We start from the raw sequence: 25,880 nt of genomic DNA on the forward strand, positions 1-25,880 counted from the left end.
AGCTGAACAGCTGCCAGCGGGCGTGATTGTCTAGAATATGCCTGCTTGTAGGAAATATCCACCATTTAATTGCACTGTGCTTATGCGGAAAACATATAAGCACCGCCAAGGAGAAGCCGCTTGAGCACGCCAGATACCCTGCCCCCGACTTTGTCCGGCGCCGCGCGCATGCTGCGCAGCGCCTATTCCGGCGGCATGCCAGACACGGCGTATTTCGCCGTGCTGGCCCTGCTGTATGACCACTTTTCCGACCGCAACCTGGCCGAGCTGATGGCCGCCGTCACGCACAAGGATGCTGAGACGGTCCTCAATGACATCTATGCCTGCGCCAGCAGCAAGCCGGAGCCGTCCAGCGTCGAGGCCGCCAAGAACTTGCTGGCGCAGCATGGCTTGCAGGCCGTCTGCGCCGAGGATTAATGCCGGCAGGCAGCGAAATGGAACGCATGGGATAATATGGGGCTCACACCGAGCAACGCGGCCCGAACGCGCCCTCCCCCATGACGACTTCTTTCCTGGCACGCTGGCTGCCGCAACCGAACAACGGCAGCCGCCGCGAACAATTACGCGCCTGCGCGGGCGCCATCTGCGGCTTGCTGCTGACGGGCCTGATCTGCCATTTCCTGCTGGCCCCCGACAGCGCCAGCGTCTACCTGATCGCACCCATGGGCGCCTCGGCCGTCCTGCTGTTCTGCCTGCCGGCCAGCCCGCTGGCGCAACCGTGGTCCGTGGTGGGCGGCAATGTCGTCTCCGGCCTGGTCGGCATGGCCTGCGTGAAATGGCTGGGCCCCAGCGTGGGCGTGGCGGCGCTGGCCGCCTGCCTGGCCATCGGCGCCATGTTTGCCCTGCGCTGTTTGCATCCGCCGGGCGGCGCCGTCGCCCTGACCACGGTGGTTGGCGGCGCCAGCGTGCATGCGGCCGGCTTTGAATTCGTCTTCATCACCGTGCTGTTCAATTCCGCCGTGCTGGTCGCTTGCGCCGTGCTGTACAACAACCTGACGGGGCGCCGCTACCCGCACATCCAGCAACTGGTCGCGCCGCATCCGCACGACACCAAGGATGAGGTGCCCAGCAACCGCCTGGGCTTTTCGCCGGACGACCTCGATGCGGTGCTGCGCCAGCACAGCGAAGTGCTGGACATCAGCCGCGACGACTTGCAAGCCATCTTCCTGCAAACGGAAATGCGCGCCTACCAGCGCCGCTTCGGCGTCGTCACCTGCGCCGACATCATGTCGAAAGACGTGCTCAGCGTGGAATTCGGCACGCCGCTCGATGTTGCCTGGCGCACCATGCGCGAGCATCAGGTGGGTGCCCTGCCCGTGCTGAACCGGGCGCGCCGCGTCATCGGCATCATCACGCAGACGGATTTCCTGCGCCACGGCGGCCTCGACGATTATCAGGGCATGCGCCAGCGCCTGCGCGGCCTGCTGCAGCGCAGCGGCTTGTCCCACAGCGACAAACCGGAAGTGGTGGGCCAGCTGATGACGCCGTCGCCGCACACGGCCCGCCTGGGCACGCCCATCATCGACCTCGTGCCCCTGATGGCCGATGCCGGCTACCATCACATTCCCATCCTCGACGATGAAGAGCGCCTGGCCGGCATCATCAGCCAGTCCGACCTGATGGCAGCCCTGTACGAAAGCCGCTTTGCCGAGGCGGTGGCATGACGCCATTCCAGGCACTGCTGGCTGGCCCCGGTGGCGGCTCCGCCGGCACGGTCGTCAGCGCGCACTTCTTCGGCAGCCAGCTGGCCATCGATGCACCCGGCTCCACTGTCGATGTGACGCAGCTGGTCGTCAGCGTGGGCGGTGTCGATGGACCGGAACTGTTCCTGAACTGGCTCGACGGACAAGGCCGGCAAGCCTCGCTCAAGCCGCTGACAGCGGACGATATCGCCACCGTCTTGCGCGAAGCGCCGGCCGCGCTGCAGCCGCAACTGCAGCGCCTGTGGGGCGAGCGCCAGCGCAACCGGCGGCAAGTATCGGGCTGGCTGGCCGGCTTGACGGGCGCGACCATCGTCGCCGCCGCCCTGCTGTGGTGGCAAGGCGGCCATGCCGTCGGCGCGCTGGCGGGATGGATCCCCTTGTCGACGGAAAAGCAGCTGGGCGAATTGGCCCTGGCACAAGTGCGCGCGCAGGGCGGCATCAACGAAAGCGGCGTGGCGCAGCAGACGGTGCAGGAGATCGGCCGCAAGCTGACGGCCGGTTCGCGCTACCAGTACCGCTGGCTGGTCAAGCAGGACGACACGGTCAACGCGTTTGCCATGCCGGGCGGCATCATCGTCGTGCATACGGGCTTGCTGCGCCAGGCAGCCGACCCGGGCGAACTGGCCGGCGTACTGGCGCATGAAGTGCAGCATGTGGAGCAACGCCATTCGCTGCGGCAAATGATCAGCAGCCTGGGCTGGGGCGCCTTGGTGGGCGTGACCATCGGCGACATCAGCGCCGTGGCCGCCATGCTGGCGCACCAGGCCGGCACCCTGTATTTCAGCCGCGACATGGAAGAAGAGGCGGACCGCCTGGGCTTGCTTGCCTTGCAGCGCGCACAGATCCGTCCCGACGGCATGCTGCGCTTTTTCCAGAAGCTCGACGACAAGGACAAGGCCAGCGTGCCGGGATGGATTTCCTCTCACCCGCAGACGGCGGCGCGCGCGCAGCAGATCCGCAGCCTGATCGCCGCCACGCCCTGCCCCGCCTGCGTCCCCTTGAACAGCCAGCACTGGCAGGCGATGAAAGCCGTGGTCGCGCCAGCGGACAAATAGCAACATTCCTCCCCAATAATTTGTCCAAACGCACTGGGCAATCGCGTATGCTTACGCCCCGGCTGTTCCATCGCGACCGGCCACCCCGACCTCGCTACGCCTCCGTTCATTCTCCTTCCTTACAAAGGACATCGCGCATGAAGCATCGTATTGCCGCCGGCACCCTCGGCACCCTGGCCATCTCCCTGTTGCTCGCCCATGCGCCCATGGCGCAAGCGGCCCAGCCCGCTACCAAAACCGTCGCCGTCAGCGCGCCGCAAGCCAAGCAGCGATTGCAGGTCGTGGCCGATCAGTACTACGATGCGCTGGCCCGTTTCGAGCCGATCAATGCCACCGAGAGCGGCGACAACCGTTTTGACGACCAGCTCGGTTCAGCCATCGTGCCCGCCGCGCGCGCGAAACAGTTCGCGCTGTACCGCCAGTACCAGAAGACCCTGCGCAGCATTGCCCGCGCACAGCTGTCGCACCAGGACCAGATCAACTACGATATCCTCGACTATGAACTGGCCACGGCACTGAGCTTCGAGCGCTTCCCCGAATACCTGCTGCCCTTGAACCAGATGGACAGCATGCCCGTCACCCTGGCCAACTATGCGGGCGGCGAGGCATCGCAGCCTTTGACCACGGTCAAGGAGTATGACGCTTACCTGAGCCGTATTGGCCAGTTGCCGGGCTGGATAGACCAAGCCATCGCCAACATGAAAGTCGGCATGCAAAAGGGCATCGTGCTGCCGAAGGCGCTGACGGAATCGGCCTTGCCGCAATTTAAAAAGCTCGTCAGCGCCACGCCGCAGGACAGCGTCTATTACACGCCGATCAAGAACTTGCCGGCCAGCTTTTCCGACGCGGACAAGGCGCGCCTGACGCAAACCTACACCGTCATCATCGGGGCCAAGCTGATGCCCGCGCTGCAGCGCCTGGCCACCTTCATGGAACGCGATTACCTGCCGGCCGGCCGCGCGAGCAGCGGCTGGAGCGCCCTGCCCGATGGCGCTGCCTGGTACCAGGCGCGCGTGGCCAGCAGCACCACCACGGATTTGAAGCCGGAGCAGATCCACGCCATCGGCTTGAAGGAAGTGGCGCGCATCCAGGAACAATATGCGATCGTGGGCCCGAAGATGGGCTACAACGGCCCGGCCGCCGGCTTGCCCGTGTGGGTGTCGGAACAGGCAAAATACCGCCCGTTCAAGACGGAACAGGAAGTGCTCGACGTCTACCGCAAGCTGAACGTGCTGCTCGACAGCAAATTGCCCGCCCTGTTCACCCTGGTGCCGAAGGCGCCGCTGGACTTGCGCCTGGAGCCTGAACTGAGCCGCGACACGGCCGCCGACCACTACACGGCACCGGCCGCCGACGGTTCGCGCCCCGGCGTGTTCTGGTCCGTCGTCACCGATCCGAAACTGTATGGCGACACGGGCATGACCACCTTGTTCCTGCACGAAGGCAAGCCTGGCCACCATTTCCACCTGGCGCTGGTACAAGAGATGGACTTGCCAAACTTCCGCCGTTTTGGCGGCAACAATGCCTTCACGGAAGGCTGGGCCCTGTATGCGGAAACCCTGGGCAAGGAAATGGGCCTGTTTGAGGATCCGGCCCAGTATTTCGGCCATTTGAACGACGAGATGCTGCGCGCCGTGCGTCTGGTGGTGGACACGGGCTTGCACACCAAGGGCTGGACGCGCGAACAGACGATCAAGTACATGCGCAACACCCTCGGCTATGACGCCGTGGCGAAAAGCGAGACGGAGCGCTACATGGCGTGGCCGGGCCAAGCCCTGGGCTACAAGATCGGTTCGCTGAAGATCGTCGAACTGCGCCAGCGCGCGCAGCAGGCGCTGGGTGACAAGTTCAGCCTGCCGAAGTTCCACGAAGTGGTGCTCGGCGACGGCACCCTGCCTTTGAAACTGCTGGAAGCCAAGGTCGACCGGTGGATCGCGCAGCAGAAGTAAGCGACCGCACCTGAAAGCAAAACGGCAGCACCTCGATGGGGTTGCCGTTTTTTTTCGCCTGAGCGTTTGATATTACACCAGCAGTGCGGCACTCATCGAGCGCACTTCCTCGGCCGATTCGGCCAGGATGCTTTGCAGGGTCTCGTTGTCGATAATGAAATCGATGACGGAATCGGATGGGGTGAGCATTTCCACGTACGTCACCTGCAAGGGCGACGGCACGGGCGACAGTTGCTTGGCCAACAACAAGGTATCGAGCAGGGAATCGGGCGGGATCGATAGCAAGCCATCGCGCAAGCCTTCGATGGCCTCGCTCACGGCCGCCGGGATCAGCAGCTTCTTCATGACTTCGCGGGAAATGATCTCTTCGGCGGACTCCATCCAGTGATCCGCATCGTCATCGAGCAGCCCGGGGAATTCATCGGCACGCGACAGCAGGTAAAAACCGCCCACCTCATGCACGATGCCGGCGAACAGCGCCGTGTCGGCATCGACGTGCGTCACGCGGCGGGCCAGCACGTGCGCCAGCGCCGCCACGTGGGCCGTGTGCTCCCACAGCTGCGTCGCCTTCTGGCGCAGGATGGGGTCGATGATCTTGCTGCCGAACTGGCGCACCACCATGGCCGCCACCAGCGCGTACAGATTGCGGTAGCCCATGCGCATGACGGCGGCGCGCACGCTGGTCACGGGCGCCGCATCGCCGCGGCTGTACACGGCCGAGTTGGCCAGCGCGACCGTACGCGCCGCCAGCAAGGGCTCGGCCAGTACCAGTTTGATGGCATGGTCGATATGGCAATCCGGTTCAGCCAGGGCCAATTGCAATTGCAGTGCGGAATTAACACTTGTGGGAAATGTTAGTTCACCGCGCACCGCCTGGGAAACAATTAAACCGAAAGCCTGTAGTTTATTCATCATACGATCAATCCGCCTCAGATATTTTCCTGGCCAACAATGTCATGCATTAAAAATTGAATGCCAGGCCCGGCCTTTAAAATACAGATGGCATGTCATTCGTCTGCATTGAGGAATCTGGCAAAGCCAGCGCTTGCAATAGCGATTCATCGCCGATGACAAACAACTTCGGCTGCTGTAATACCTGCAGCAGAAATGGCTGGCCTTCACGCAGGCGTCGGCGATAATCGGCCAGCGTATATAAGTTGGGATTGATTTTACGCCTTAAGGTTCGCTCGGCCGGGGCCAATCCCGTCAATAGATCGCCATAATTGGCTTCTTCGCCCACCAGCAGCAAATCGATGGCACTGCCAGGCATGTCCTGTCCCTTCGCCGTGGCGCCAGACACGAAGGCCAGGTGCAGCTGGGCACGCAAGGGCGCCAGAGTCATGCTGAGCACGCCGACGATGCCGAAGGTTTTCTGCACCAGTCCGCTCAACTCCGGATACACGAGACTTTCCTTGTTGGGCCAAAAGCGCCGCACATTACCGATCCGCTCCGACGTGATCAGCCCGGACTCATGCAGCCGGCGCAGTTCCCGCTGCGCCGATGCACTGCCCAATCCCGTCAAGCGCATGATCTCGTTCAAGTGAAAGCCTTCATTCACGCGGACAAAGAGCAGTCCCAACAATTTCTGCTGGGCGGGAGTAAACAGGGCTTGGGCAATCATGTGCCAAATCTTAGCATGAATAAACTGGAAACTGGCGCGGCAGGGCTAATCGCAGGCGGTGGCGCAACAGTGCGCCGCCACGCCGTCTCCGGCCGGCCGCGCCGGCAGAAAAGCGGGCGGCACCAGGCAAGCTTGTGAGCGCTCACTACTATGACGGCTTCCAACCGCAACTTTCCGCGCCTCGCCTCGCCACGCAGCGGCAACCGCGGCAACTCGATAAAACGCCGGGCAATGCCACCCGATAAACCGCCAGGATCAATGCCTGTATTTGCCATGTCCGTGCAACAGATTATTGAATGCTCCGTGCTTCAATAATGCCATTCAATAGCCCGCCTTAATAAAACAGGAAACCCGTTCCATTCAATTGATTAACACTTGCATGATTCAAATTGGCCAGCTTTTCATTGAATGCCCGATACCGGACAAATCGGCGCAGGAAGGAAATACGGGCATAAAAAAACGGCACCAGGAATTTCTCCCAGGTACCGTGATTATTAATTGCCGAGGTAGCCGATTCCCCTTTAGCAGCGTGGCAACTGACGCTCTTCACTTTCCCACGCTGCTAGCTCTTTGCGTATTCGGTGCAATTTACCGGTGCAAATTACGGCAGCGCGCATAAAAAAACGGCACCCGAAGGTGCCGTTCTTGTCAGCTAGCAGCGTAGATTACGCTTCGTCGCCGTGGTGTTGCTGGGTTTCGATGTCCTGCAGCGCTTCGGCAGCTTCGCCAGCCATCGAGGCTTTCTCGGCCAGCAGCAGTGCTTGACGCTCTTCCACTTCCCACGCTTCTTTCTCTTTGCGTGCTCGGTGGAAGGCCAGGCCCGTACCGCCAGGAATCAGGCGGCCGACGATGACGTTCTCTTTCAGGCCGCGCAGACCATCGCGCTTGCCCATGATCGCCGCTTCGGTCAGCACGCGGGTTGTTTCCTGGAACGATGCGGCCGAGATGAACGAATCGGTCGACAGCGATGCCTTGGTAATACCCAACAAGACGTTTTCGTAGGTCGCTGGAATCTTGTTCTCAACGGCCATGCGATCGTTCTCGTCCAGCAGTTCCGAACGCTCAACCTGCTCGCCAACGATGTAGTTGGTGTCGCCGGCATTGACGATCTGAACACGGCGCAGCATCTGACGCACGATCACTTCGATGTGCTTGTCATTGATCTTCACGCCTTGCAGACGGTACACGTCTTGCACTTCGTCAACGATGTAACGTGCCAGCGCTTCGATACCCAGCAGGCGCAGGATGTCTTGCGGATCGGCCGGGCCGTCCACGATCATCTCGCCCTTGTTCACGACTTGGCCGTCATGCACCAGCACTTGTTTGTCCTTGGTGATCAAGAACTCATGCTTGTTGCCGTCCATGTCCGTGATTTCCAGACGCTGCTTACCCTTGGTTTCTTTACCGAACGCAACCGTACCCGTGACTTCCGCCAGCATACCGGCATCTTTCGGCGAGCGCGCTTCGAACAGTTCCGCAACGCGTGGCAGACCACCGGTAATATCGCGCGTTTTTTGCGATTCGGTAGGAATACGTGCCAGCACTTCACCCACCGATACCTGTTGACCGTCCTTGACCATGATCAGCGCACCGACCTGGAAGCCGATCGCCACCGAGTGTTCGGTGCCGGCGATCTTGACTTCTTCGTTCGCGTCGTTGATCAGCTTGACTTGCGGACGCAACGTTTTCGTCAACGAACCGCGACGTTTCGCATCGATCGCCACCAGGGTGGACAGACCGGTCACTTCGTCGACTTGACGGGCTACGGTGACGCCTTCTTCGACGTTCTCGAAACGCACTTGACCGGCGTATTCGGTAATGATCGGACGGGTCAGCGGATCCCACGTTGCCAGGGCCGTACCGGCCTTGATGACCATGCCGTCCTTGACGATCAGGGTCGCACCGTACGGTACTTTATGACGCTCACGCTCACGGCCATGGTCGTCGGTAATCAGCACTTCGCCGGAACGGGAAATGACGATTTGCGCGCCCTTGCCGTTCGTCACGTAACGCATGGTTGCCGTGAAGCGGATGGTACCGTTCGACTTGGCTTCCACCGACGATGCCACTGCTGCACGCGATGCCGCACCACCAATGTGGAACGTACGCATGGTCAGCTGGGTACCAGGCTCACCAATCGACTGCGCTGCCACCACACCGACGGCTTCGCCGGCGTTGACCAGCATGCCACGGCCCAGATCGCGGCCATAGCACTTGGCGCACAGGCCGAAGCGCGTGTCGCAAGTCAGTGGCGTGCGGACCTTGACTTCATCGATGGACAGACGCTCGATCTCTTCGACCATGTCTTCGTCCATCAGCGTGCCGGCTTCGTACAGCGTTTCCTGGGTTTCAGGATTGACGACGTCATGCACCACCACGCGGCCGAGGATACGGTCACGCAACGGTTCGATGACTTCACCACCTTCGACCAGTGCCTTCATGACGGCGCCGTTCATGGTGCCGCAATCGTCCTCGATCACCACTAAGTCTTGCGTCACGTCAACCAGACGACGCGTCAGGTAACCGGAGTTAGCCGTTTTCAGCGCCGTATCGGCCAGACCTTTACGAGCGCCGTGGGTCGAAATGAAGTACTGCAAAACGTTCAGACCTTCGCGGAAGTTCGCGGTAATCGGCGTTTCGATAATCGAGCCATCCGGTTTGGCCATCAGACCACGCATACCGGCCAACTGGCGAATCTGGGCTGCGGAACCGCGCGCGCCGGAGTCGGCCATCATGTAAATGGCGTTGAACGATTCTTGCGTCGACTTGGTGCCGTCGCGGCGGATCACGTCTTCGACTTTGAGCTGGTCCATCATGGCCTTGCCGACTTCATCGGAGGTCTTGCCCCAGATATCGACTACCTTGTTGTAACGCTCGCCGGCGGTCACGAGACCCGAGGCGTATTGCTGTTCGATCTGCTTGACTTCCGACTCGGCCGTCGCGATCAGCGTGACTTTTTGAGGCGGTACCAGCATGTCGTCGACGCAGATCGAGATACCGGCGCGTGTCGCCAGGCGGAAACCCGATTGCATCAGTTTGTCTGCGAACACCACGGTGGCGCGCAGGCCGCACTTGCGGAACGAGGTGTTGATCAGCTTGGAAATTTCTTTCTTTTTCAGCGCGCGGTTCAGGACGGAGAACGGCAAGCCTTTTGGCAGAATTTCCGACAGGATCGCACGGCCGATCGTCGTTTCGTAGCGGGTAACCGTTTTCTCGAATTCGCCCGTTTCGGCGTTTTTCGGGTATTCGGTAATACGCACGGTGACGCGGGTCGTCAGTTCGACTTCCTTGTTGTCGTAGGCGCGGATCACTTCCGACACGTCAGGGAACATCATCCCTTCGTTCTTCGCATTGATCGCTTCGCGGGTCGCGTAGTACAGACCCAGCACGATATCCTGGGAAGGAACGATCGATGGTTCGCCGTTCGATGGGAACAGGATGTTGTTCGATGCCAGCATCAAGGTGCGTGCTTCCATCTGCGCTTCGATCGACAGAGGAACGTGGACCGCCATTTGGTCACCGTCAAAGTCGGCGTTGAATGCGGCGCAGACGAGCGGGTGCAGCTGGATGGCCTTGCCTTCAATCAGGACTGGCTCGAATGCCTGGATACCCAGACGGTGCAGCGTAGGTGCGCGGTTCAACATGATCGGATGTTCACGGATCACGTCTTCCAGGATGTCCCACACGACCGGCTCTTGAATCTCGACCAGCTTTTTCGCGGCCTTGATCGTGGTCGCCAGACCCATCAGTTCCAGTTTATTGAAAATGAATGGCTTGAACAGTTCCAGCGCCATCAGTTTCGGCAAGCCGCACTGATGCAGTTTCAATTGCGGGCCCACGACGATGACCGAACGACCGGAGTAATCGACGCGTTTGCCCAGCAAGTTTTGACGGAAACGGCCGCCCTTGCCCTTGATCATCTCTGCCAGCGATTTCAGCGGACGCTTGTTGGCGCCGGTCATCGCTTTGCCGCGACGGCCGTTGTCCAGCAGCGAATCGACCGCTTCTTGCAGCATGCGCTTTTCGTTGCGCGTGATGATCTCTGGAGCGCGCAGCTCCATCAGGCGTTTCAGACGGTTGTTACGGTTGATGACGCGGCGATACAGATCGTTCAGATCCGAGGTCGCGAAACGGCCGCCATCCAGCGGTACCAGCGGACGCAGTTCCGGCGGCAGCACTGGCAGCACTTCCATGATCATCCAGTCAGGCTTGATGCCCGAACGTTGGAACGCTTCCAGCACTTTCAGGCGCTTCGCGTATTTCTTGATCTTGGCTTCGGATTTCGATTCCTTCAGTTCCACGCGCAGGGTTTCGGCATCGCGGTGGATGTCGATCGAGCGCAGCAGTTCACGGATACCTTCGGCGCCCATGAAGGCGGTGAAGTCGTCGCCGTACTCTTCGTACTTGGCGGCGTAGTCGTCTTCCGACATGATCTGGCACTTCTTCAGCGGGGTCATGCCTGGATCGGTCACGACGTATGCTTCAAAGTACAGCACGCGTTCGATGTCCCGCAGGGTCATGTCCAGGACCATGCCCAGACGCGACGGCAGCGACTTCAGGAACCAGATGTGGGCGGTCGGCGAGGCCAGCTCGATGTGGCCCATGCGCTCGCGGCGCACCTTGGCCAGCGTGACTTCGACGCCGCACTTTTCGCAGATCACGCCGCGGTGTTTCAGGCGCTTGTACTTGCCGCACAGGCATTCGTAATCCTTGATCGGGCCAAAGATCTTGGCGCAGAACAGGCCGTCGCGCTCAGGCTTGAAGGTACGATAGTTGATGGTTTCCGGCTTCTTGACTTCGCCGTAGGACCACGAACGGATTTTCTCAGGCGAAGCGAGACCGATCTTGATTGCATCGAAGGTCTCGTTGGTCTGTACTTGCTTGAATAGATCGAGCAGTGCTTTCATGTATCACTCCAGAGGTGATTAAATTTCTATATTCCTGAGACTACATTGCCCGGCGTGGTTTCCCAGCCGGGCTTTGTGTTTCCCAAACCAAATGACGCTTATTGGGTCAATAAGCCTGTCGTTTAGTTGCGTTCGAGGTCGATATCGATACCCAGCGAACGGATTTCCTTGACCAGCACATTGAACGATTCCGGCATGCCGGCGTCGATCACGTGGTCGCCCTTGACGAGGTTCTCGTACACTTTGGTACGGCCATTCACGTCATCGGACTTGACGGTCAACATCTCTTGCAAGACATACGACGCGCCATACGCTTCCAGTGCCCAGACTTCCATCTCACCGAAACGCTGACCACCGAACTGGGCTTTACCGCCCAGTGGCTGTTGCGTCACCAGCGAGTAAGGACCGGTCGAACGCGCATGCATCTTGTCATCCACCAAGTGATGCAGTTTCAGCATGTGCATGACACCGACAGTGACCTTGCGCTCGAACGCTTCACCGGTGCGACCGTCATACATGGTCACCTGGTTTTTCGAAGCGGTCATGCCCAGGTTCTTGGCGATGTCGTCCGGATACGCCAGGTCCAGCATGCGGCGGATCTCTTCTTCATTGGCGCCGTCGAACACTGGCGTGGCGAATGGAACACCTTTTTTCAGGTTTTCCGCCAGCTTCATGATCTCTTCGTCGTCGAAGTCGTTCAGCTCTTCGGCACGGCCGTTGTCGTTGTAGATCGTCGTCAGGTACTTGCGCACTTGCTCGACCTTGGTTTGCGCCTTCAGCATTTCGCCGATGCGGATACCCAGACCCTTGGCAGCCCAGCCCAAGTGAGTCTCGAGAATCTGACCAACGTTCATCCGCGAAGGAACGCCCAGCGGGTTCAGCACAACGTCGGCTGGCGTGCCGTCAGCCATGTATGGCATGTCTTCCACAGGAACAATACGGGAAACCACACCCTTGTTACCGTGGCGACCTGCCATCTTGTCGCCCGACTGCAGGCGGCGTTTCACGGCCAGGTACACCTTGACCATTTTTTGCACGCCTGGTTGCAGCTCATCGCCTTGCGTCAGTTTCTTGCGCTTCTCTTCGAAGGCCAGATCGAACTGGTGACGCTTCTCGTTGATCGATTCCTTGATCGCTTCCAGCGCTACCGCTGCATCGTCGTCCGCAGGGCGGATGTCGAACCAGTGGTATTTGTCCAGATCGGCCAGGTAATCCTTGGTGATCTTGGCGCCTTTGGCCAGCTTTTTAGGGCCGCCGTTGACAACTTTGCCGATCAGCATTTTTTCCAGACGCTGGAAGGCATCGCCTTCAACGATACGCATCTGGTCATTCAAATCCAGACGGAAGCGTTTCAGTTCGTCATCGATAATTTGCTGGGCACGCTTGTCGCGCACGATGCCTTCACGGGTGAAGACTTGCACGTCGATCACGGTACCGATCATGCCCGAAGGCACGCGCAGCGACGTATCTTTCACGTCCGATGCTTTTTCGCCGAAAATCGCGCGCAGCAGCTTCTCTTCCGGGGTCAGCTGGGTTTCGCCTTTCGGCGTCACTTTACCAACCAGGGTATCGCCGGCTTGTACTTCAGCGCCGATGTAGACGATACCGGACTCATCCAGACGTGCCAGCTGATTTTCAGCCAGGTTCGAGATGTCGCGCGTAATTTCTTCCGCGCCCAGTTTCGTGTCACGGGCAACAACCGACAACTCTTCGATGTGAATCGAGGTGTAGCGGTCGTCCTTGACGACGTTTTCCGAGATCAGGATCGAATCTTCGAAGTTCAGACCATTCCATGGCATGAAGGCCACGGTCATGTTCTGGCCCAGAGCCAATTCACCCAGGTCGGTCGATGCGCCGTCGGCGATTACGTCGCGCTTGGCAACACGGTCGCCCACTTGCACGATAGGACGCTGGTTGATGTTGGTGTTCTGGTTCGAACGGGTGTACTTGATCAGGTTGTAGATGTCGACGCCCACTTCACCAGCGGTAGCTTCGTCATCGTTGACGCGAATCACGACACGGCCCGCATCGATGTAATCGACGATACCGCCACGCAGCGCTTGCACGGTGGTGCCCGAGTCGACCGCAACAGTGCGTTCGATACCGGTACCGACCAGCGCTTTTTCCGGACGCAAGCAAGGCACAGCCTGGCGTTGCATGTTGGCGCCCATCAATGCACGGTTTGCATCATCGTGTTCGAGGAACGGAATCAGCGAGGCAGCGACGGAAACGATCTGGCCTGGCGCCACGTCCATGTACTGGATGCGCTCCGGGGAGACCAGGATGGTTTCGCCGGCTTCACGGGCCGAGACCAGTTCATCGGACAGCATGCCTTCGTCGTTGATGGTCGCATTCGCCTGAGCGATGATGTAGCGGCCTTCTTCGATGGCGGACAGGTAGTCGATCTGATCGGTAATCTTGGAGCCTTCGACCTTGCGGTACGGGGTTTCCAGGAAGCCGTATTCATTCAGGCGGGCATACAGAGCCAGCGAGTTGATCAGACCAATGTTCGGACCTTCCGGTGTCTCGATCGGGCAGACGCGGCCGTAGTGGGTCGGATGCACGTCGCGCACTTCAAAGCCGGCGCGTTCGCGTGTCAGACCGCCGGGTCCCAGAGCCGATACGCGGCGCTTGTGGGTAATTTCCGACAGAGGATTGGTTTGGTCCATGAACTGCGACAGCTGGGACGAACCGAAGAACTCGCGAATCGCGGCCGAAATCGGCTTCGAGTTGATCAGGTCGTGCGGCATCAGGTTGTCCGCTTCGGCTTGGCCGAGGCGTTCCTTGACGGCGCGCTCAACACGCACCAGGCCGGCGCGGAATTGATTCTCGGCCAGTTCGCCCACGCAACGTACGCGACGGTTACCCAAGTGATCGATATCGTCGACTTCGCCGCGGCCATTGCGCAGTTCCACCAGGATCTTGATCACGGCCAGCACGTCTTCGTTCGACAGGGTCATGGCGCCGGTCAGTTCATCGCGGCCAATGCGGCGGTTGAACTTCATGCGGCCCACGGCCGACAGGTCGTAGCGGTCCGAGTTGTAGAACAGGCCATTGAACAGCGCTTCAACGGAATCTTCCGTTGGCGGTTCGCCTGGACGCATCATGCGGTAGATCGCCACTTTCGCAGCCATCTGATCGGCGGTGTCGTCGATACGCAGGGTTTGCGAGATGTAGGCGCCCTGATCCAGGTCGTTCGTGTACAAGGTCTGAATTTCGGAAATGTTGGCATCGCGCAGGCGGCCCAACAGATCTTCGGTCAGCTCATCGTTCGCGGAAGCGACGACTTCACCGGTATCGCCATCGACGATGTTCTTCGCCAATACGCGGCCCAGCAGGTAGTCTTCCGGTACGGAAATGTGCTTGATGCCGGCAGCTTCGATATCACGCACGTGTTTCGCGTTGATACGCTTGTCTTTCAGCACCAGGGTCTTGCCCGACTTGTCGACGATGTCGAAACGCGCCACTTCGCCGCGCAGACGCTCGGAGACGAATTCCATTTCCGCGCCTTCTGAGCGCAGGTTGAAATTGTCGAAGACGAAGAAGTTCGCCAGGATTTGCTCATGCGACATGCCGATGGCTTTGAGCAGGATCGTCACTGGCATCTTGCGGCGGCGGTCGACGCGGAAGAACAGGATGTCTTTCGGGTCGAACTCGAAGTCCAGCCACGAACCGCGGTAAGGAATGATACGCGCGGAGAACAGCAGTTTGCCGGACGAGTGGGTCTTGCCGCGGTCGTGCTCGAAGAACACGCCAGGCGAACGGTGCAACTGGGAAACGATAACCCGCTCCGTGCCGTTGATCACGAACGAACCGGTGGTCGTCATGAGCGGCAATTCGCCCATGTAGACTTCCTGTTCCTTCATCTCTTTGACGACGGGCTTGGTTGGCGATTCCTTGTCCAGGATCACCAGGCGCACTTTCGCGCGCAGCGGCGACGCGAACGTCAGGCCACGTTGTTGACATTCTTTGACGTCGAAGGCAGGATCGCCCAGAACGTACGACAAGAATTCGAGACGCGCAAAACCATTGTGCGACACGATAGGGAAAATCGAAGTGAAAGCCGACTGCAGGCCATCATTCTTGCGGCCGGACGGTGCTATGTCCTCTTGCAAGAAGCTATGATAAGACTCGAGCTGGGTCGCCAGCAGGAACGGAACGTGGTGAACGTTGGCGCGCTTCGCGAATGATTTGCGAATGCGTTTCTTCTCAGTAAATGAGTAGTGCATGGACACTCCGTGAGTGACAGAAAGGATAGAAAATTCAGGTTTTGCAAGTGTTCGTTTGCACCGCTGCGTGTGACACAGACGAAACCTCAAGGCTCTGCTTTCCGGCTTGAATCGAATAAAAACTGCTGCTACAACTACATGACAAATACGATGCAGACGACAAAGGAGCCAAAGTCGGATTTCCCCCCTTGCGAGGGGAAACCTCAGACTTTGACTCGGGCGCTAACTGCCGCCGGTACAGATATTACTTGATCGAAGCGGTTGCGCCGGCTTCTACCAGTTTCTTCTGTGCAGCTTCAGCGTCAGCTTTCGACACTGCTTCTTTCACAGTTTTTGGTGCGCCATCGACCAGGTCTTTAGCTTCTTTCAAGCCCAGGCCGGTGATTTCGCGAACTGCTTTAATAACGCCAACTTTGTTTGCGCCGAAGGTGTCAAGGATGACGTTGAATTCGGTTTGCTCTTCAGCTGCTGCTGCTGGGCCTGCTGCAGGACCGGCCGAAGCCATTGCTGCTGCGGACACGCCGAATTTTTCTTCGAATGCTTTAACCAGGTCGTTCAGGTCCATTACGGACATGGCGCTAACTGCTTCCAGGATATCGTCTTTGCTAATTGCCATTTTGAAACTCCTAAATTTATTACGTTAGTTACATCAGATTGGTACTGAGAGAAAAAAGCGCGCGCAATTAAGCGGCTGCTGGGGCTTCTTCTGCTGCTGCTTCTGCAGGAGCTTCGGCGCCTTCGCCTTTTTTCGCTGCCAGGGCAGCCAGACCACGTGCAAAGCCCGAAACCGGAGCCAGCATAACGCCCAACAACTGCGAAATGAGGACTTCACGGCTAGGAATGCTCGCCAACGCGGTGACAGCAGCTGTATCCAGCGGCTTGCCTGCGTAGTTACCTGCTTTGATGACCAGTTTGTCGTTGGTTTTAGCGAAGTCAGCGATGACTTTAGCTGCTGCAACGGCATCGGCCGAGATCGAGTAGATCAACGGGCCGGTCATGGCATCTGCCAGGCTGGCGAATGCGGTACCTTCAACGGAGCGACGAGCCAGAGTGTTTTTCAACACACGCAGGTACACGCCTTGGGCACGCGCTTTAGCACGCAGTTGCGTCAAGTGACCAACCTGGATGCCACGATATTCGGCCACGACGATCGTTTGCGCATTTGCTACTTGTGCGGAAACTTCGGCGACGACGGCCTTTTTGTCATTCAGATTGAGACTCACGGTCAACCTCCTTAAATGATGTTCGGCAATCACAACCGAGTGGTTGAGCGCCTTGCATCGGTTCGAACACGGCGTCCGAAGTCAAGAAGTACTAAACTGAGCGGATGGATTCACGCAGCATGAGGACTACAAAACTTGTTCGGGTACACCATCTGCGTTGGGCACCTGCCGTTGCCGGCAAGCCTATTAACCTTCTGCATGTGCGATCGCAGTCGGCCCAACGGTCTTTGATTGTCTGCCGGCCTGGTGCGAACACCGGGCCGACAGCCCAAAGATGCGCCCACAGCGCCCGAAGGCGCGTGGGACTTGATTCTGTTACTTAAGCTGCCAGGCTAGCCTGGTCAACACGGACGCCAGCGCCCATGGTCGACGACAGCGAAACTTTGCGCAGGTACACGCCTTTGCTCGATGCTGGCTTGGCTTTGTTCAGTGCGTCGATCAGTGCGACCAGATTCGACTTCAGATCTGCGTCAGCGAATGATTTACGGCCGATGGTAGCGTGGATGATACCGGATTTGTCGGTACGGTACTGAACTTGACCGGCTTTCGCGTTTTTCACGGCGGTAGCGACGTCAGGAGTAACAGTGCCAACTTTCGGGTTAGGCATCATGCCGCGTGGGCCCAGGATCTGACCCAGGGTACCAACGATACGCATGGTATCTGGCGAAGCGATAACGATGTCGAAAGGCATGTCGCCGGCTTTGATCTGCTCAGCCAGGTCTTCCATACCAACGATGTCGGCGCCAGCTGCTTTGGCAGCTTCCGCTTTTTCGCCCGACGCGAATACAGCCACGCGTACGGTTTTGCCGGTACCAGCTGGCAGCACGACGGAGCCGCGCACCACTTGGTCGGATTTCTTAGGATCAACACCCAGTTGTACCGATACGTCGATCGATTCATTGAACTTGGCCGTTGCGCACTCTTTGATCAGAGCGACAGCGTTGTCGAAAGCGTACACTTTGGTACGGTCGACTTTGGCTTTCAAAGCCTTGATACGTTTGGATAACTTAGCCATTATACAACACCTTCCACCGTGATACCAATCGAACGAGCGGAACCAGCGATGGTGCGTACAGCAGCATCCATGTCGGCAGCGGTCAGATCAGGGGTTTTCAATTTAGCGATTTCTTCAGCTTGTGCGCGGGTCAGCGTACCGACTTTGTCGGTATGTGGCTTCGGCGAACCTTTGGTGATCGCAGCAGCTTTTTTGATCAGGTAGGTTGCTGGAGGCGTCTTCATCACGAACGTGAAGGACTTGTCCGCAAACGCGGTGATCACGACTGGGATCGGCATGCCTGGTTCCATACCTTGGGTCTGCGCGTTGAACGCTTTGCAGAATTCCATGATGTTCAGACCACGTTGACCCAGAGCTGGACCGATTGGTGGGGATGGGTTTGCTTTACCAGCTGGCACTTGCAGCTTGATAAAACCAATGATTTTCTTTGCCATGATGGCTCCTATCTTGGATTGAGTAGTAGCGCCCCGCCGATCCTACCCTGGCGGGGCTCCTCTGACCGGATTTTGCTGAGACTGCCGCAACGCTCCTGGTGGCGCTTGCTAATGCTTAAACTTTTTCGACTTGGCCGAATTCGAGCTCTACCGGGGTAGCGCGGCCGAAAATGGTGACCGAGACGCGCACTTTGGATTTCTCGTAGTTGACTTCTTCGACATTGCCGTTGAAATCGGTGAACGGACCATCCTTGATGCGGACTTGCTCGCCCACTTCGTACAAGGTTTTTGGACGGGGCTTTTCAACACCTTCCTGCATCTGCTTCATGATGCCGTCGATTTCGCGCGCGGAGATCGGCGTCGGCTTGTTCGACTTGCCACCAATGAAACCGGTAACCTTGCTGGTGTTCTTGACCAAGTGCCAGCTCTCGTCCGTCATTTCCATTTCAACCAGCACATAGCCAGGATAGAAACGACGTTCGGTGACGGACTTCACACCATTCTTGACTTCAACGACTTCTTCGATCGGCACCAGGATCTGGCCGAACTGGTCTTGCATGCCCGCGCGCTCGATGCGCTCGGTCAGTGCGCGCATGACGCTTTTTTCCATGCCGGAATAAGCATGCACGACATACCAGCGCTTGCTGCTTACTGGCACGCTCAGCGCTGCACCAGTGTCCGCTACCGGAGCGTCGCCCGGAACGGACTCGTCCGCCGCTTCATCATGCACATTTTCGCTCATTATTTTTTCCAACCCAGAATTACGTCATACAACAAAAACTCGAGCAATTTATCCGTGCCCCACAGGAAAATCGCCATGACCAGCACAAAGGCAAACACGATCGCAGTAATCTGCGTGGCTTCTTTGCGGGTAGGCCAAACGACTTTCTTGGTTTCGCGCACAGCTTCTTTGGCGAAATTGAGAAATTCACGGCCGGTCGTCGAGACATACAAGAGCGCAACAGCAATAACCAAACCAGCCACAAGCGCGCTTGCACGCACCAGAGCTGGTTGGCCTGCCAGGTAATAAAACCCGACTACTCCTGCAATCGCAGCCACTATTGCCAGCGCGACTTTTATCTTGTCACTCGACGTGCTAACGGTTTGCACGGATTGATTTGACATTTTTCTACTTTCGGTGCCCTGCACCTTGACGGTGGCAGGGACGGAGGGCATCGAACCCCCAACCTTCGGTTTTGGAGACCGACGCTCTGCCAATTGAGCTACGTCCCTACGTAAAACTTTCGAGGAGTGCTATTCTACCACCCAGGACGCCCCGGGTGGAAGCATAACATTTCCTTATGCGAGGATTTTTGCAACCACGCCGGCGCCGACGGTACGGCCGCCTTCGCGGATAGCGAAGCGCAGACCTTCTTCCATCGCGATCGGGTTGATCAGCTTGACGGTGATCGACACGTTATCGCCTGGCATGACCATTTCTTTGTCTGCTGGCAACTCGATCGAACCGGTTACGTCCGTCGTACGGAAGTAGAACTGTGGACGATAGTTGTTGAAGAATGGCGTATGACGGCCGCCTTCGTCTTTCGACAGAACATAGATCTCGCCGGTGAAGTGTGCATGCGGCTTGATCGAGCCTGGCTTTGCCAGAACTTGACCACGTTGCACGTCTTCACGCTTGGTGCCGCGCAGCAGCAGACCAACGTTGTCGCCAGCTTGACCTTGGTCCAGCAGTTTGCGGAACATTTCCACGCCGGTGCAAGTCGTTTTGACGGTATCGGTGATACCAACGATTTCGATCTCTTCGCCGACTTTAACAATGCCGCGCTCGATACGACCGGTCACAACGGTACCGCGACCCGAGATCGAGAACACGTCTTCCACTGGCATCAGGAAAGCACCATCAACAGCGCGCTCTGGCGTTGGGATGTATGCATCCAGCGCATCGGCCAGACGCAGCACTGCGTCAACGCCCATTTCGCCTTCTTTGCCTTCCAGCGCCATACGTGCCGAACCTTTGATGATTGGCAGGTCGTCGCCTGGGAATTCGTACTTCGACAACAGCTCACGCACTTCCATTTCAACCAGTTCCAGCAGCTCTGCGTCGTCGACCAGGTCGCACTTGTTCAGGAACACGATGATGTATGGAACGCCAACTTGGCGGGCCAGCAGGATGTGTTCGCGGGTCTGTGGCATTGGGCCGTCAGCTGCGGAGCACACCAGGATCGCGCCGTCCATCTGGGCAGCACCGGTAATCATGTTTTTGATGTAATCGGCGTGGCCTGGGCAGTCAACGTGCGCGTAGTGACGCGTTTCCGTTTCGTACTCGACGTGGGCGGTGTTAATCGTGATACCGCGCGCTTTTTCTTCTGGTGCTGCATCGATCTGGTCGTATGCTTTAGCTTCGCCGCCGAATTTCTTCGACAGAACCGTTGCGATTGCAGCGGTCAGCGTGGTTTTACCGTGGTCGACGTGGCCGATGGTGCCGACGTTGACGTGCGGCTTGGTCCGTTCGAATTTACCTTTTGCCATTTTGAACTCCTAATGATTTGATTAGATTGCTCAGGCACACGCCCGACGGTCTGGTTTGAATTGCTTCTGTGCTGCCTGCTGCGAATTCTGGTGCCCTTGACGTGGATCGAACACGTGGCCTCTCCCTTACCAAGGGAGTGCTCTACCACTGAGCTACAAGGGCTGTAATTTGTTGCATGCGATGCATCAAGCATCTGAACGGAAACTGGAGCGGGTGAAGGGAATCGAACCCTCGTCGTAAGCTTGGAAGGCTTCTGCTCTACCATTGAGCTACACCCGCGAGGTATCGTTCACTTTATCTTCACTTGCTTTTTGCTACTACCCAGTTTTCCTTGCAAAAACTTGGTGGAGGGGGCTGGATTCGAACCAGCGTACTCATAGAGAACAGATTTACAGTCTGTCGCCTTTAACCACTCGGCCACCCCTCCGCGGGAACCGCAGAGTATGAAGCATCTACTCACAACTGTCAACCTTATTTACTGATGCCTGACTGCTGCATTTGCTTATAAAGAAGAAGTTGGCTGCTTCGGGGCGTGATTATAAGCTCCCGATTTGAGAATGTGCAAGGGTTGGCGCGAAAAAGTCGACTTTTTTCGCATTTTTTTTATGCCCCCTGCCCGCAAGCCGCATTTTCCCGTCACTCACCCCGCATTTTTTCCATTTACCGGGCATCAGGCGGATGCATCCAGGTGTTGCCAAGGGGCTTATATTTGCGCAATAACTGCTGATGCAGGCCCGACAGTACGGGCAATTTGGGGTTGCGCGGGTCCAGGCGGCGCACGCCGGCGATAAACGTCAGCGCCTGCTGGCCCATGCGCTCATCCCAGCCTTCGTGCTCCAGGCATTTCAGCACGGCCACGGCCGCATTGAACACCACTTGCGGATTATCGGGCAGGCGCGTGACGGCTTCGCCCATCAGATCGACGGCGCCGCGGAAATCGCCCTCTCCCGCCCTGGCCGCGCCGGCCGCCACCATGTCGGCCACTTCCTGACGGCTTTGCCGCGCCAATGCCTTGGCCAGCTCTTCGCGCCCCGCCTGTTCGAACACGGCCATGGCGCGCGTCATGGCCGCACTGTCGGGCGCGTTGCGCATGACTTCGCGCATCACCTCGGCGGCGCCATCCTCGCGCCCATGCGCCAGGCAATGGCGCGCCAGTTCCGTTTTCAGCATGTTCGAGCCGCCCACGCTGTGGCGGTTGGCGGCCAGGGCCGCGTCCAGCGATTGCTGCAGGCGCTCCTCGTTGCCCGTATGCGCATGCAACATGGCGCTGCACAGGGCGCTGCACAGTTCCGCATTCTTTTGCCCGCCCATCGACTTGTCGAGGTCGCGGATCACGGCGCCCGCCTGCAGCGGGTCGCCCTTGCGCACCAGGGTCTGCACCAGGCGCACATGGTCTTCCGGGTCGCGGAATTCCGAATACTTGGCCTTGCTGACCACCAATTTGAGGGATTTTTCCGCCATCTCGATATCGTCGGCCGCCAGGGCCGCCTCGCCCAGGCGGCGCAAGCGGCGCACGGCGTGCGGCGACAGGGCCACCGCTTCGCTCAGGGCCGCCTGCGCCAGTTCCGGCTTGCCTTGCGCCAGGTGCGTGCGCGCCAGCCAGTCATAGGCGTCGAGAAAACGCTTGTTGTTTTCCAGCAGCCCTTCCAGGGTGCCCTGCGCCGCTTCGTACTCGCCCAGCAGAAATTGCGTCTTGGCCTGCCCCAGGCGCGCCCAGCCGATGGACTTGCTCTCATACAGGGCCGCGTAGATCGGCTCGGCGTCGGCCGCCTCGCCCAGCAGCAGGTGCAATTCCGCGCGCAAGCGCAGGAAATCGGTGGCGTAGCGGGGATACAGGCTGGCGCCCTCGGTGCAGGCGGCAATCGCCGCGCGCTCATTGCCCACGTCGATCAGTTCATACACGGGCACGAAGGCATTGCGCTTGTCCAGCGCGCGGCCGATGCGCTCGAGCATGTTGTCAGCGGTGAAGGGCTTGAGGATGTAATCGGTAGGCAATAACTCGACGGCGCTGACCACCTTGGCGAAGCTGCCTTCGCCCGTGACCATGAAGAACATGGTCGATGCGTGCATCAATTTGTGGTGGCGCAGGTCTTCCAGCATCTGCTGGCCATCCTGCCCGCCATCGAGATCGTATTCGCACAGGATCAAGTCATACGATTTGCTGCCCAGCATGCGGATCGCCTGGCCGGAGCTGGCCGCGTCGTCGATCTTCGCCAGGCCGCACAGGTTGAGCATATTGTGCAGGCTGGCGCGCATGCCCGGATGCGGCTCGATGATCAGTGCGCTGAGGCCCTTGAGTTCTTTCATGTCGTGATGTCCGAAAACTCCGCGGCGCGCCACACTGGTGCGTGGCGCCAGCCAGCATGAGGCTGCCGAGTATATGACGGCGCCGCGCGCAAGGGAATGGCGGCGCGCCGAAAAATGCCAACGGAGCGGCTACTCAAGCGACGGCGCGCTCCGGATGCCACAGTTGCGGCTCATGGTCGATCAGTTCCAGCAGCGCCGTCACCACTTCCGGATCGAACTGGCTGCCGCTGCGCTGCTCGATGTACTCGCGCACCTGCGGATAAGGCCACGGTTCCTTGTAAGGCCGCTCGTGCAGCAGGGCATCGAAAACGTCGACCACGGCAACGATGCGCGCGGCCACGGGAATATCGCACCCCTTCAGGCCATGGGGGTAGCCGGCGCCATCGAAGTGTTCGTGGTGGCCGCCGGCGATCTGCGCGCCATAGGTCAGATAGCTGACGCCGTCGACCATGTTGGCGGCCCGCTCGAGGATGGTGCGCCCGACGCTGGCATGCAGCTGCATCTGCGCCCGCTCCTCGTCCGTATGCTTGCCCGGCTTGAGCAGCACGGCGTCCGGCGTGGCCACCTTGCCCACGTCGTGCAGGATGCTGGCCAGGCCGATCATGTCGAGCAGCTGCGGGGTCAGCTCGTCCGGGTACACGCCGCGCTGCTGCATGCGCCGGGCGATGGCGTCGGACAATAGCTGCACGCGCCGCACGTGGCCGCCCGTGTCGCTGTCGCGGAACTCGGCCAGGTCGGCCAGCGCCACCACGGTCGCTTCCTGCGCCTTGCGCAGCTGGCCGAACATGTACAGGTTGTCGAAGGCGGCGGCGATGCGCTGGCAAAACACTTCCAGCAAGTCGCGCTGGATCTGCGCCAGCGGCCACGGCGGCGTGACGGAGATGGCCAGCTCGCGGTTGCCTTCCGTATGGATGAACAGCACATTGGCCGGATGCTCGAACTGGCTGCGCTTTTCCGCGAACGCCTTGTCGATGGTGGGCGTCAGGGCATGGTCGGCCGGCATGGCTTCCGCCTCGGCCAGCACGGCATACGTGCCCGTGGCGGCCACCACTTCGGGCCGTCCGGCGCCTCCCTGCATCAGGCACAGCACGCCGTCGGCGCCCACGTCGAGGATGGCGCTGACCTGGTTGAGCACGCCGGAAGCGAATTCGCGCAGAGAATGGATCTGGTACAGATTGGTGGCGCCGGCGAGAATCTTGCCCAGGCCGATGCGGCTGCGCTCGAGCATCATCAGGCTCTCGTAGGCGCGCAAGGCCGAGATGACGGTGGTAAACAGCTTTTGCGTCGTCAGTTCCGTCTTGGCCTTGTAATCGTTGATGTCGTATTCGATGATGACGCGCTGCTCGGGCGCCTGGCCCGGCTGGCCCGTGCGCAGCACGACGCGCACGATGGAATTGCTCAGGTCGGCGCGGATGCGCTTGGCGAGGATCAGGCCGGCATCGTCCGTTTCCATCACCACGTCGAGCAGCACCAGCGCGATATCGGGCGTGTCGCGCAGGATGTCGTACGCTTCGCGGCCGCTGTAGGCGGAAAACAGTTCCAGTTCGCGGCCCTTGAAGCTGACATTGCGCAGCGCCAGCCGCGTGACCGCATGCACATCCACGTCATCGTCGACGATCAGGACACGCCACAGGCGCTGGTCGGGCGCGGCCAGCCCGGCAGGACTGGCCACCGGCTCATCTTCGTCGAGCAGCCAGTTATCATCTGCATCGGCTTTGAGGTCGGTCATGAATACTCCTAAGGGATAAGTTCGATGTGGACGCTGCGTTGACGCCTATCAAGCATAATCAGATTAGATGCTGCTTACAACAGGATTCTGCGTAGCGCCGTCTCCGGCGACCGGCGCCGGTGCGGGTAGCGCTGCACCGCTGCGCGTGGCGCCGCCGCAATTGTCCTGGCCTGGCCCGACAGCCTGGTAACGCACTTCGTACTTGCCCGCGCTGAGCTGCTCCACCGTCAGCTTGTCATTGGCCAGGATGTACAGGTAGCGCACATTCGAGCGCCGCTCCTGGTCATACAGCTTGACGAAGACGGGCGCCGCGTTGCTGCTGTTATCGATGGTCAAGCTCAGTTCCTCGCCCTTGTTACCGATCGGAAAGCCATCCACATAGCCCGATTGCGCCGGCCATGGCTCGCCATTCGGCGCCACCAGCGCCGCCGACTCGGCCTGGCTGGCGCCATCGCAGGCGGGACGGCTGGCTTTCAGGCTCAGCTGTGAGACGGCCAGCACGCGGATCTCCGGTGCCTTCGCTTGCGCGGGCTCGGCCGCATACGGCTTGCCCACGGCCCAGCTATCGATAGCCACCGCCTCGTTTTTTGCCGGCGGCGTGGCGACGCCATCCGCCGAAGACGTGTCCGGGTGCGCCCTGGCGCCATCGCGGGCCAGGCCGCTCCAGGCCGACGCCAGCGCGGCCGGCATCGGCTGCGAGGTATCGAGCATGAGCAAGGCGCCCAGCCAGCCCAGCAACAGGCAGACAAGCAGACTCAGCCACCAGCGCCAGTTGCGCCAGATGGGCGGCGCCTTGCCCTTCGGCGGCGGCACATCCTGCGCCCAAGCGTGCTCATGCGATTGGGCATGGCCTTTCGCGCGGCCATCGCGGCTCTTGCCTTCCTCGTGGTGGGTGCTTTCCAGCCATTCGATTTCCCACTCCTCGGCGGCGATCCACTCGTCGTGCTCCTTGCGGCGTTGTGGATCGGACAAGGTGCCATAGGCGCTGTTGAGGATCGCCATGATGCGGGCGGCCTTTTCGTCGCCAGGATTCTTGTCCGGGTGGTATTTCTGGCTGAGGGCTTTGTACGCGGCACGTATGACTTCCTGCGGCGCCAAGCGCGCCACTTTCAGGTTGTCATAGTGTGTATGTATCTTTCCCATCGTTCTATCTTGAAATCGGTGCGCGGCGACGGGTTCTTGCAGGATGGAACCGTGCTGTGTCGGTCATCATATAC

General features: G+C 59.4%; 18 protein-coding genes and 4 tRNA genes. 4 read left to right on the top strand and 18 right to left on the bottom strand.

The window, feature by feature from the left end; genetic code table 11:
• Window positions 1-120: 120 nt before the first annotated feature.
• From BLT98_RS15510 to BLT98_RS15525, 4 genes are all read left to right on the top strand, one after another.
• Window positions 121-417 carry a DUF3349 domain-containing protein gene (locus BLT98_RS15510; protein ID WP_092609214.1) on the top strand — a complete coding sequence of 99 codons (297 nt, stop codon included), beginning with the start codon at window positions 121-123 and terminating at the stop codon, window positions 415-417.
• 80 nt (window positions 418-497) lie between these two features.
• Complete coding sequence (locus tag BLT98_RS15515) at window positions 498-1,664, top strand: HPP family protein (RefSeq protein WP_034783256.1); 1,167 nt, start codon at window positions 498-500, stop codon at window positions 1,662-1,664.
• Entirely contained in the window at window positions 1,661-2,758 is a 1,098-nt protein-coding gene (locus BLT98_RS15520) for a M48 family metallopeptidase (protein WP_092609217.1), read from the top strand. The genes BLT98_RS15515 and BLT98_RS15520 overlap by 4 nt, the downstream gene beginning before the upstream one ends.
• A gap of 137 nt (window positions 2,759-2,895) precedes the next feature.
• On the top strand, window positions 2,896-4,707 hold the full coding sequence (locus tag BLT98_RS15525; RefSeq protein ID WP_092609220.1) for a DUF885 domain-containing protein: 1,812 nt from the start codon (window positions 2,896-2,898) through the stop codon (window positions 4,705-4,707).
• A gap of 72 nt (window positions 4,708-4,779) precedes the next feature.
• Here the strand turns inward: BLT98_RS15525 and BLT98_RS15530 are convergent, their stop codons facing one another.
• The 18 genes from BLT98_RS15530 to BLT98_RS15615 form a co-directional block, all read right to left on the bottom strand.
• Window positions 4,780-5,619 carry an HDOD domain-containing protein gene (locus BLT98_RS15530; protein WP_070259968.1) on the bottom strand — a complete coding sequence of 280 codons (840 nt, stop codon included), beginning with the start codon at window positions 5,617-5,619 and terminating at the stop codon, window positions 4,780-4,782.
• Window positions 5,620-5,695: 76 nt separating this feature from the next.
• On the bottom strand, window positions 5,696-6,328 hold the full coding sequence (locus BLT98_RS15535) for a transcriptional regulator (protein ID WP_034783251.1): 633 nt from the start codon (window positions 6,326-6,328) through the stop codon (window positions 5,696-5,698).
• 665 nt (window positions 6,329-6,993) lie between these two features.
• Complete coding sequence (rpoC, locus tag BLT98_RS15540; RefSeq protein ID WP_034753138.1) at window positions 6,994-11,235, bottom strand: DNA-directed RNA polymerase subunit beta'; 4,242 nt, start codon at window positions 11,233-11,235, stop codon at window positions 6,994-6,996.
• A gap of 122 nt (window positions 11,236-11,357) precedes the next feature.
• Entirely contained in the window at window positions 11,358-15,464 is a 4,107-nt protein-coding gene (rpoB, locus tag BLT98_RS15545; protein WP_034783248.1) for a DNA-directed RNA polymerase subunit beta, read from the bottom strand.
• 244 nt (window positions 15,465-15,708) lie between these two features.
• On the bottom strand, window positions 15,709-16,080 hold the full coding sequence (gene rplL, locus BLT98_RS15550; RefSeq protein WP_034753136.1) for a 50S ribosomal protein L7/L12: 372 nt from the start codon (window positions 16,078-16,080) through the stop codon (window positions 15,709-15,711).
• A gap of 67 nt (window positions 16,081-16,147) precedes the next feature.
• Entirely contained in the window at window positions 16,148-16,687 is a 540-nt protein-coding gene (gene rplJ, locus BLT98_RS15555) for a 50S ribosomal protein L10 (protein ID WP_034753621.1), read from the bottom strand.
• A 319-nt stretch (window positions 16,688-17,006) separates the two neighbouring features.
• Window positions 17,007-17,702 (bottom strand): 50S ribosomal protein L1, encoded by a 696-nt coding sequence (gene rplA, locus BLT98_RS15560; protein WP_034753134.1) that lies wholly within the window; start codon window positions 17,700-17,702, stop codon window positions 17,007-17,009.
• A complete protein-coding gene (gene rplK / locus BLT98_RS15565; protein WP_034783246.1) occupies window positions 17,702-18,136 on the bottom strand; it encodes a 50S ribosomal protein L11 in 435 nt (144 codons plus the stop codon). Before rplK ends, rplA begins: the two co-directional genes overlap by 1 nt.
• Before the next feature lie 115 nt (window positions 18,137-18,251).
• On the bottom strand, window positions 18,252-18,878 hold the full coding sequence (nusG, locus tag BLT98_RS15570) for a transcription termination/antitermination protein NusG (protein ID WP_034753130.1): 627 nt from the start codon (window positions 18,876-18,878) through the stop codon (window positions 18,252-18,254).
• Complete coding sequence (gene secE, locus BLT98_RS15575; protein WP_010394308.1) at window positions 18,878-19,261, bottom strand: preprotein translocase subunit SecE; 384 nt, start codon at window positions 19,259-19,261, stop codon at window positions 18,878-18,880. The genes nusG and secE overlap by 1 nt, the downstream gene beginning before the upstream one ends.
• 32 nt (window positions 19,262-19,293) lie before the next feature.
• A tRNA-Trp gene (locus tag BLT98_RS15580) sits at window positions 19,294-19,369 on the bottom strand.
• Window positions 19,370-19,435: 66 nt separating this feature from the next.
• Window positions 19,436-20,626, bottom strand: a complete 1,191-nt coding sequence (gene tuf / locus BLT98_RS15585; RefSeq protein ID WP_034753125.1) for an elongation factor Tu — start codon at window positions 20,624-20,626, stop codon at window positions 19,436-19,438.
• A gap of 88 nt (window positions 20,627-20,714) precedes the next feature.
• Window positions 20,715-20,789, bottom strand: a tRNA-Thr gene (locus BLT98_RS15590).
• A 43-nt stretch (window positions 20,790-20,832) separates the two neighbouring features.
• Window positions 20,833-20,906 (bottom strand) — tRNA-Gly (locus BLT98_RS15595).
• Between the two features lie 63 nt (window positions 20,907-20,969).
• A tRNA-Tyr gene (locus tag BLT98_RS15600) sits at window positions 20,970-21,054 on the bottom strand.
• Between the two features lie 233 nt (window positions 21,055-21,287).
• Complete coding sequence (locus BLT98_RS15605) at window positions 21,288-22,934, bottom strand: tetratricopeptide repeat-containing response regulator (RefSeq protein ID WP_092609223.1); 1,647 nt, start codon at window positions 22,932-22,934, stop codon at window positions 21,288-21,290.
• Between the two features lie 133 nt (window positions 22,935-23,067).
• A complete protein-coding gene (locus BLT98_RS15610; RefSeq protein ID WP_092609226.1) occupies window positions 23,068-24,663 on the bottom strand; it encodes a DUF3369 domain-containing protein in 1,596 nt (531 codons plus the stop codon).
• A gap of 63 nt (window positions 24,664-24,726) precedes the next feature.
• Entirely contained in the window at window positions 24,727-25,806 is a 1,080-nt protein-coding gene (locus BLT98_RS15615) for a J domain-containing protein (protein ID WP_092609229.1), read from the bottom strand.
• Window positions 25,807-25,880 lie beyond the last annotated feature (74 nt).

Origin of the sequence: Janthinobacterium sp. YR213, from assembly GCF_900099875.1 — a bacterium.
GTDB classification, from domain to species: domain Bacteria; phylum Pseudomonadota; class Gammaproteobacteria; order Burkholderiales; family Burkholderiaceae_D; genus Janthinobacterium; species Janthinobacterium lividum.

Excerpts from the sequence above, each read along its gene's own strand:
- BLT98_RS15515 (WP_034783256.1), top strand. The coding sequence starts at position 498 with ATGACGACTTCTTTCCTGGCACGCTGGCTGCCGCAACCGAACAACGGC.
- BLT98_RS15520 (WP_092609217.1), top strand. The coding sequence starts at position 1,661 with ATGACGCCATTCCAGGCACTGCTGGCTGGCCCCGGTGGCGGCTCCGCC.
- BLT98_RS15525 (WP_092609220.1), top strand. The coding sequence starts at position 2,896 with ATGAAGCATCGTATTGCCGCCGGCACCCTCGGCACCCTGGCCATCTCC.
- BLT98_RS15530 (WP_070259968.1), bottom strand. The coding sequence starts at position 5,619 with ATGAATAAACTACAGGCTTTCGGTTTAATTGTTTCCCAGGCGGTGCGC.
- BLT98_RS15535 (WP_034783251.1), bottom strand. The coding sequence starts at position 6,328 with ATGATTGCCCAAGCCCTGTTTACTCCCGCCCAGCAGAAATTGTTGGGA.
- rpoC (WP_034753138.1), bottom strand. The coding sequence starts at position 11,235 with ATGAAAGCACTGCTCGATCTATTCAAGCAAGTACAGACCAACGAGACC.
- rpoB (WP_034783248.1), bottom strand. The coding sequence starts at position 15,464 with ATGCACTACTCATTTACTGAGAAGAAACGCATTCGCAAATCATTCGCG.
- rplL (WP_034753136.1), bottom strand. The coding sequence starts at position 16,080 with ATGGCAATTAGCAAAGACGATATCCTGGAAGCAGTTAGCGCCATGTCC.
- rplA (WP_034753134.1), bottom strand. The coding sequence starts at position 17,702 with ATGGCTAAGTTATCCAAACGTATCAAGGCTTTGAAAGCCAAAGTCGAC.
- rplK (WP_034783246.1), bottom strand. The coding sequence starts at position 18,136 with ATGGCAAAGAAAATCATTGGTTTTATCAAGCTGCAAGTGCCAGCTGGT.
- nusG (WP_034753130.1), bottom strand. The coding sequence starts at position 18,878 with ATGAGCGAAAATGTGCATGATGAAGCGGCGGACGAGTCCGTTCCGGGC.
- secE (WP_010394308.1), bottom strand. The coding sequence starts at position 19,261 with ATGTCAAATCAATCCGTGCAAACCGTTAGCACGTCGAGTGACAAGATA.
- tuf (WP_034753125.1), bottom strand. The coding sequence starts at position 20,626 with ATGGCAAAAGGTAAATTCGAACGGACCAAGCCGCACGTCAACGTCGGC.
- BLT98_RS15605 (WP_092609223.1), bottom strand. The coding sequence starts at position 22,934 with ATGAAAGAACTCAAGGGCCTCAGCGCACTGATCATCGAGCCGCATCCG.
- BLT98_RS15610 (WP_092609226.1), bottom strand. The coding sequence starts at position 24,663 with ATGACCGACCTCAAAGCCGATGCAGATGATAACTGGCTGCTCGACGAA.
- BLT98_RS15615 (WP_092609229.1), bottom strand. The coding sequence starts at position 25,806 with ATGGGAAAGATACATACACACTATGACAACCTGAAAGTGGCGCGCTTG.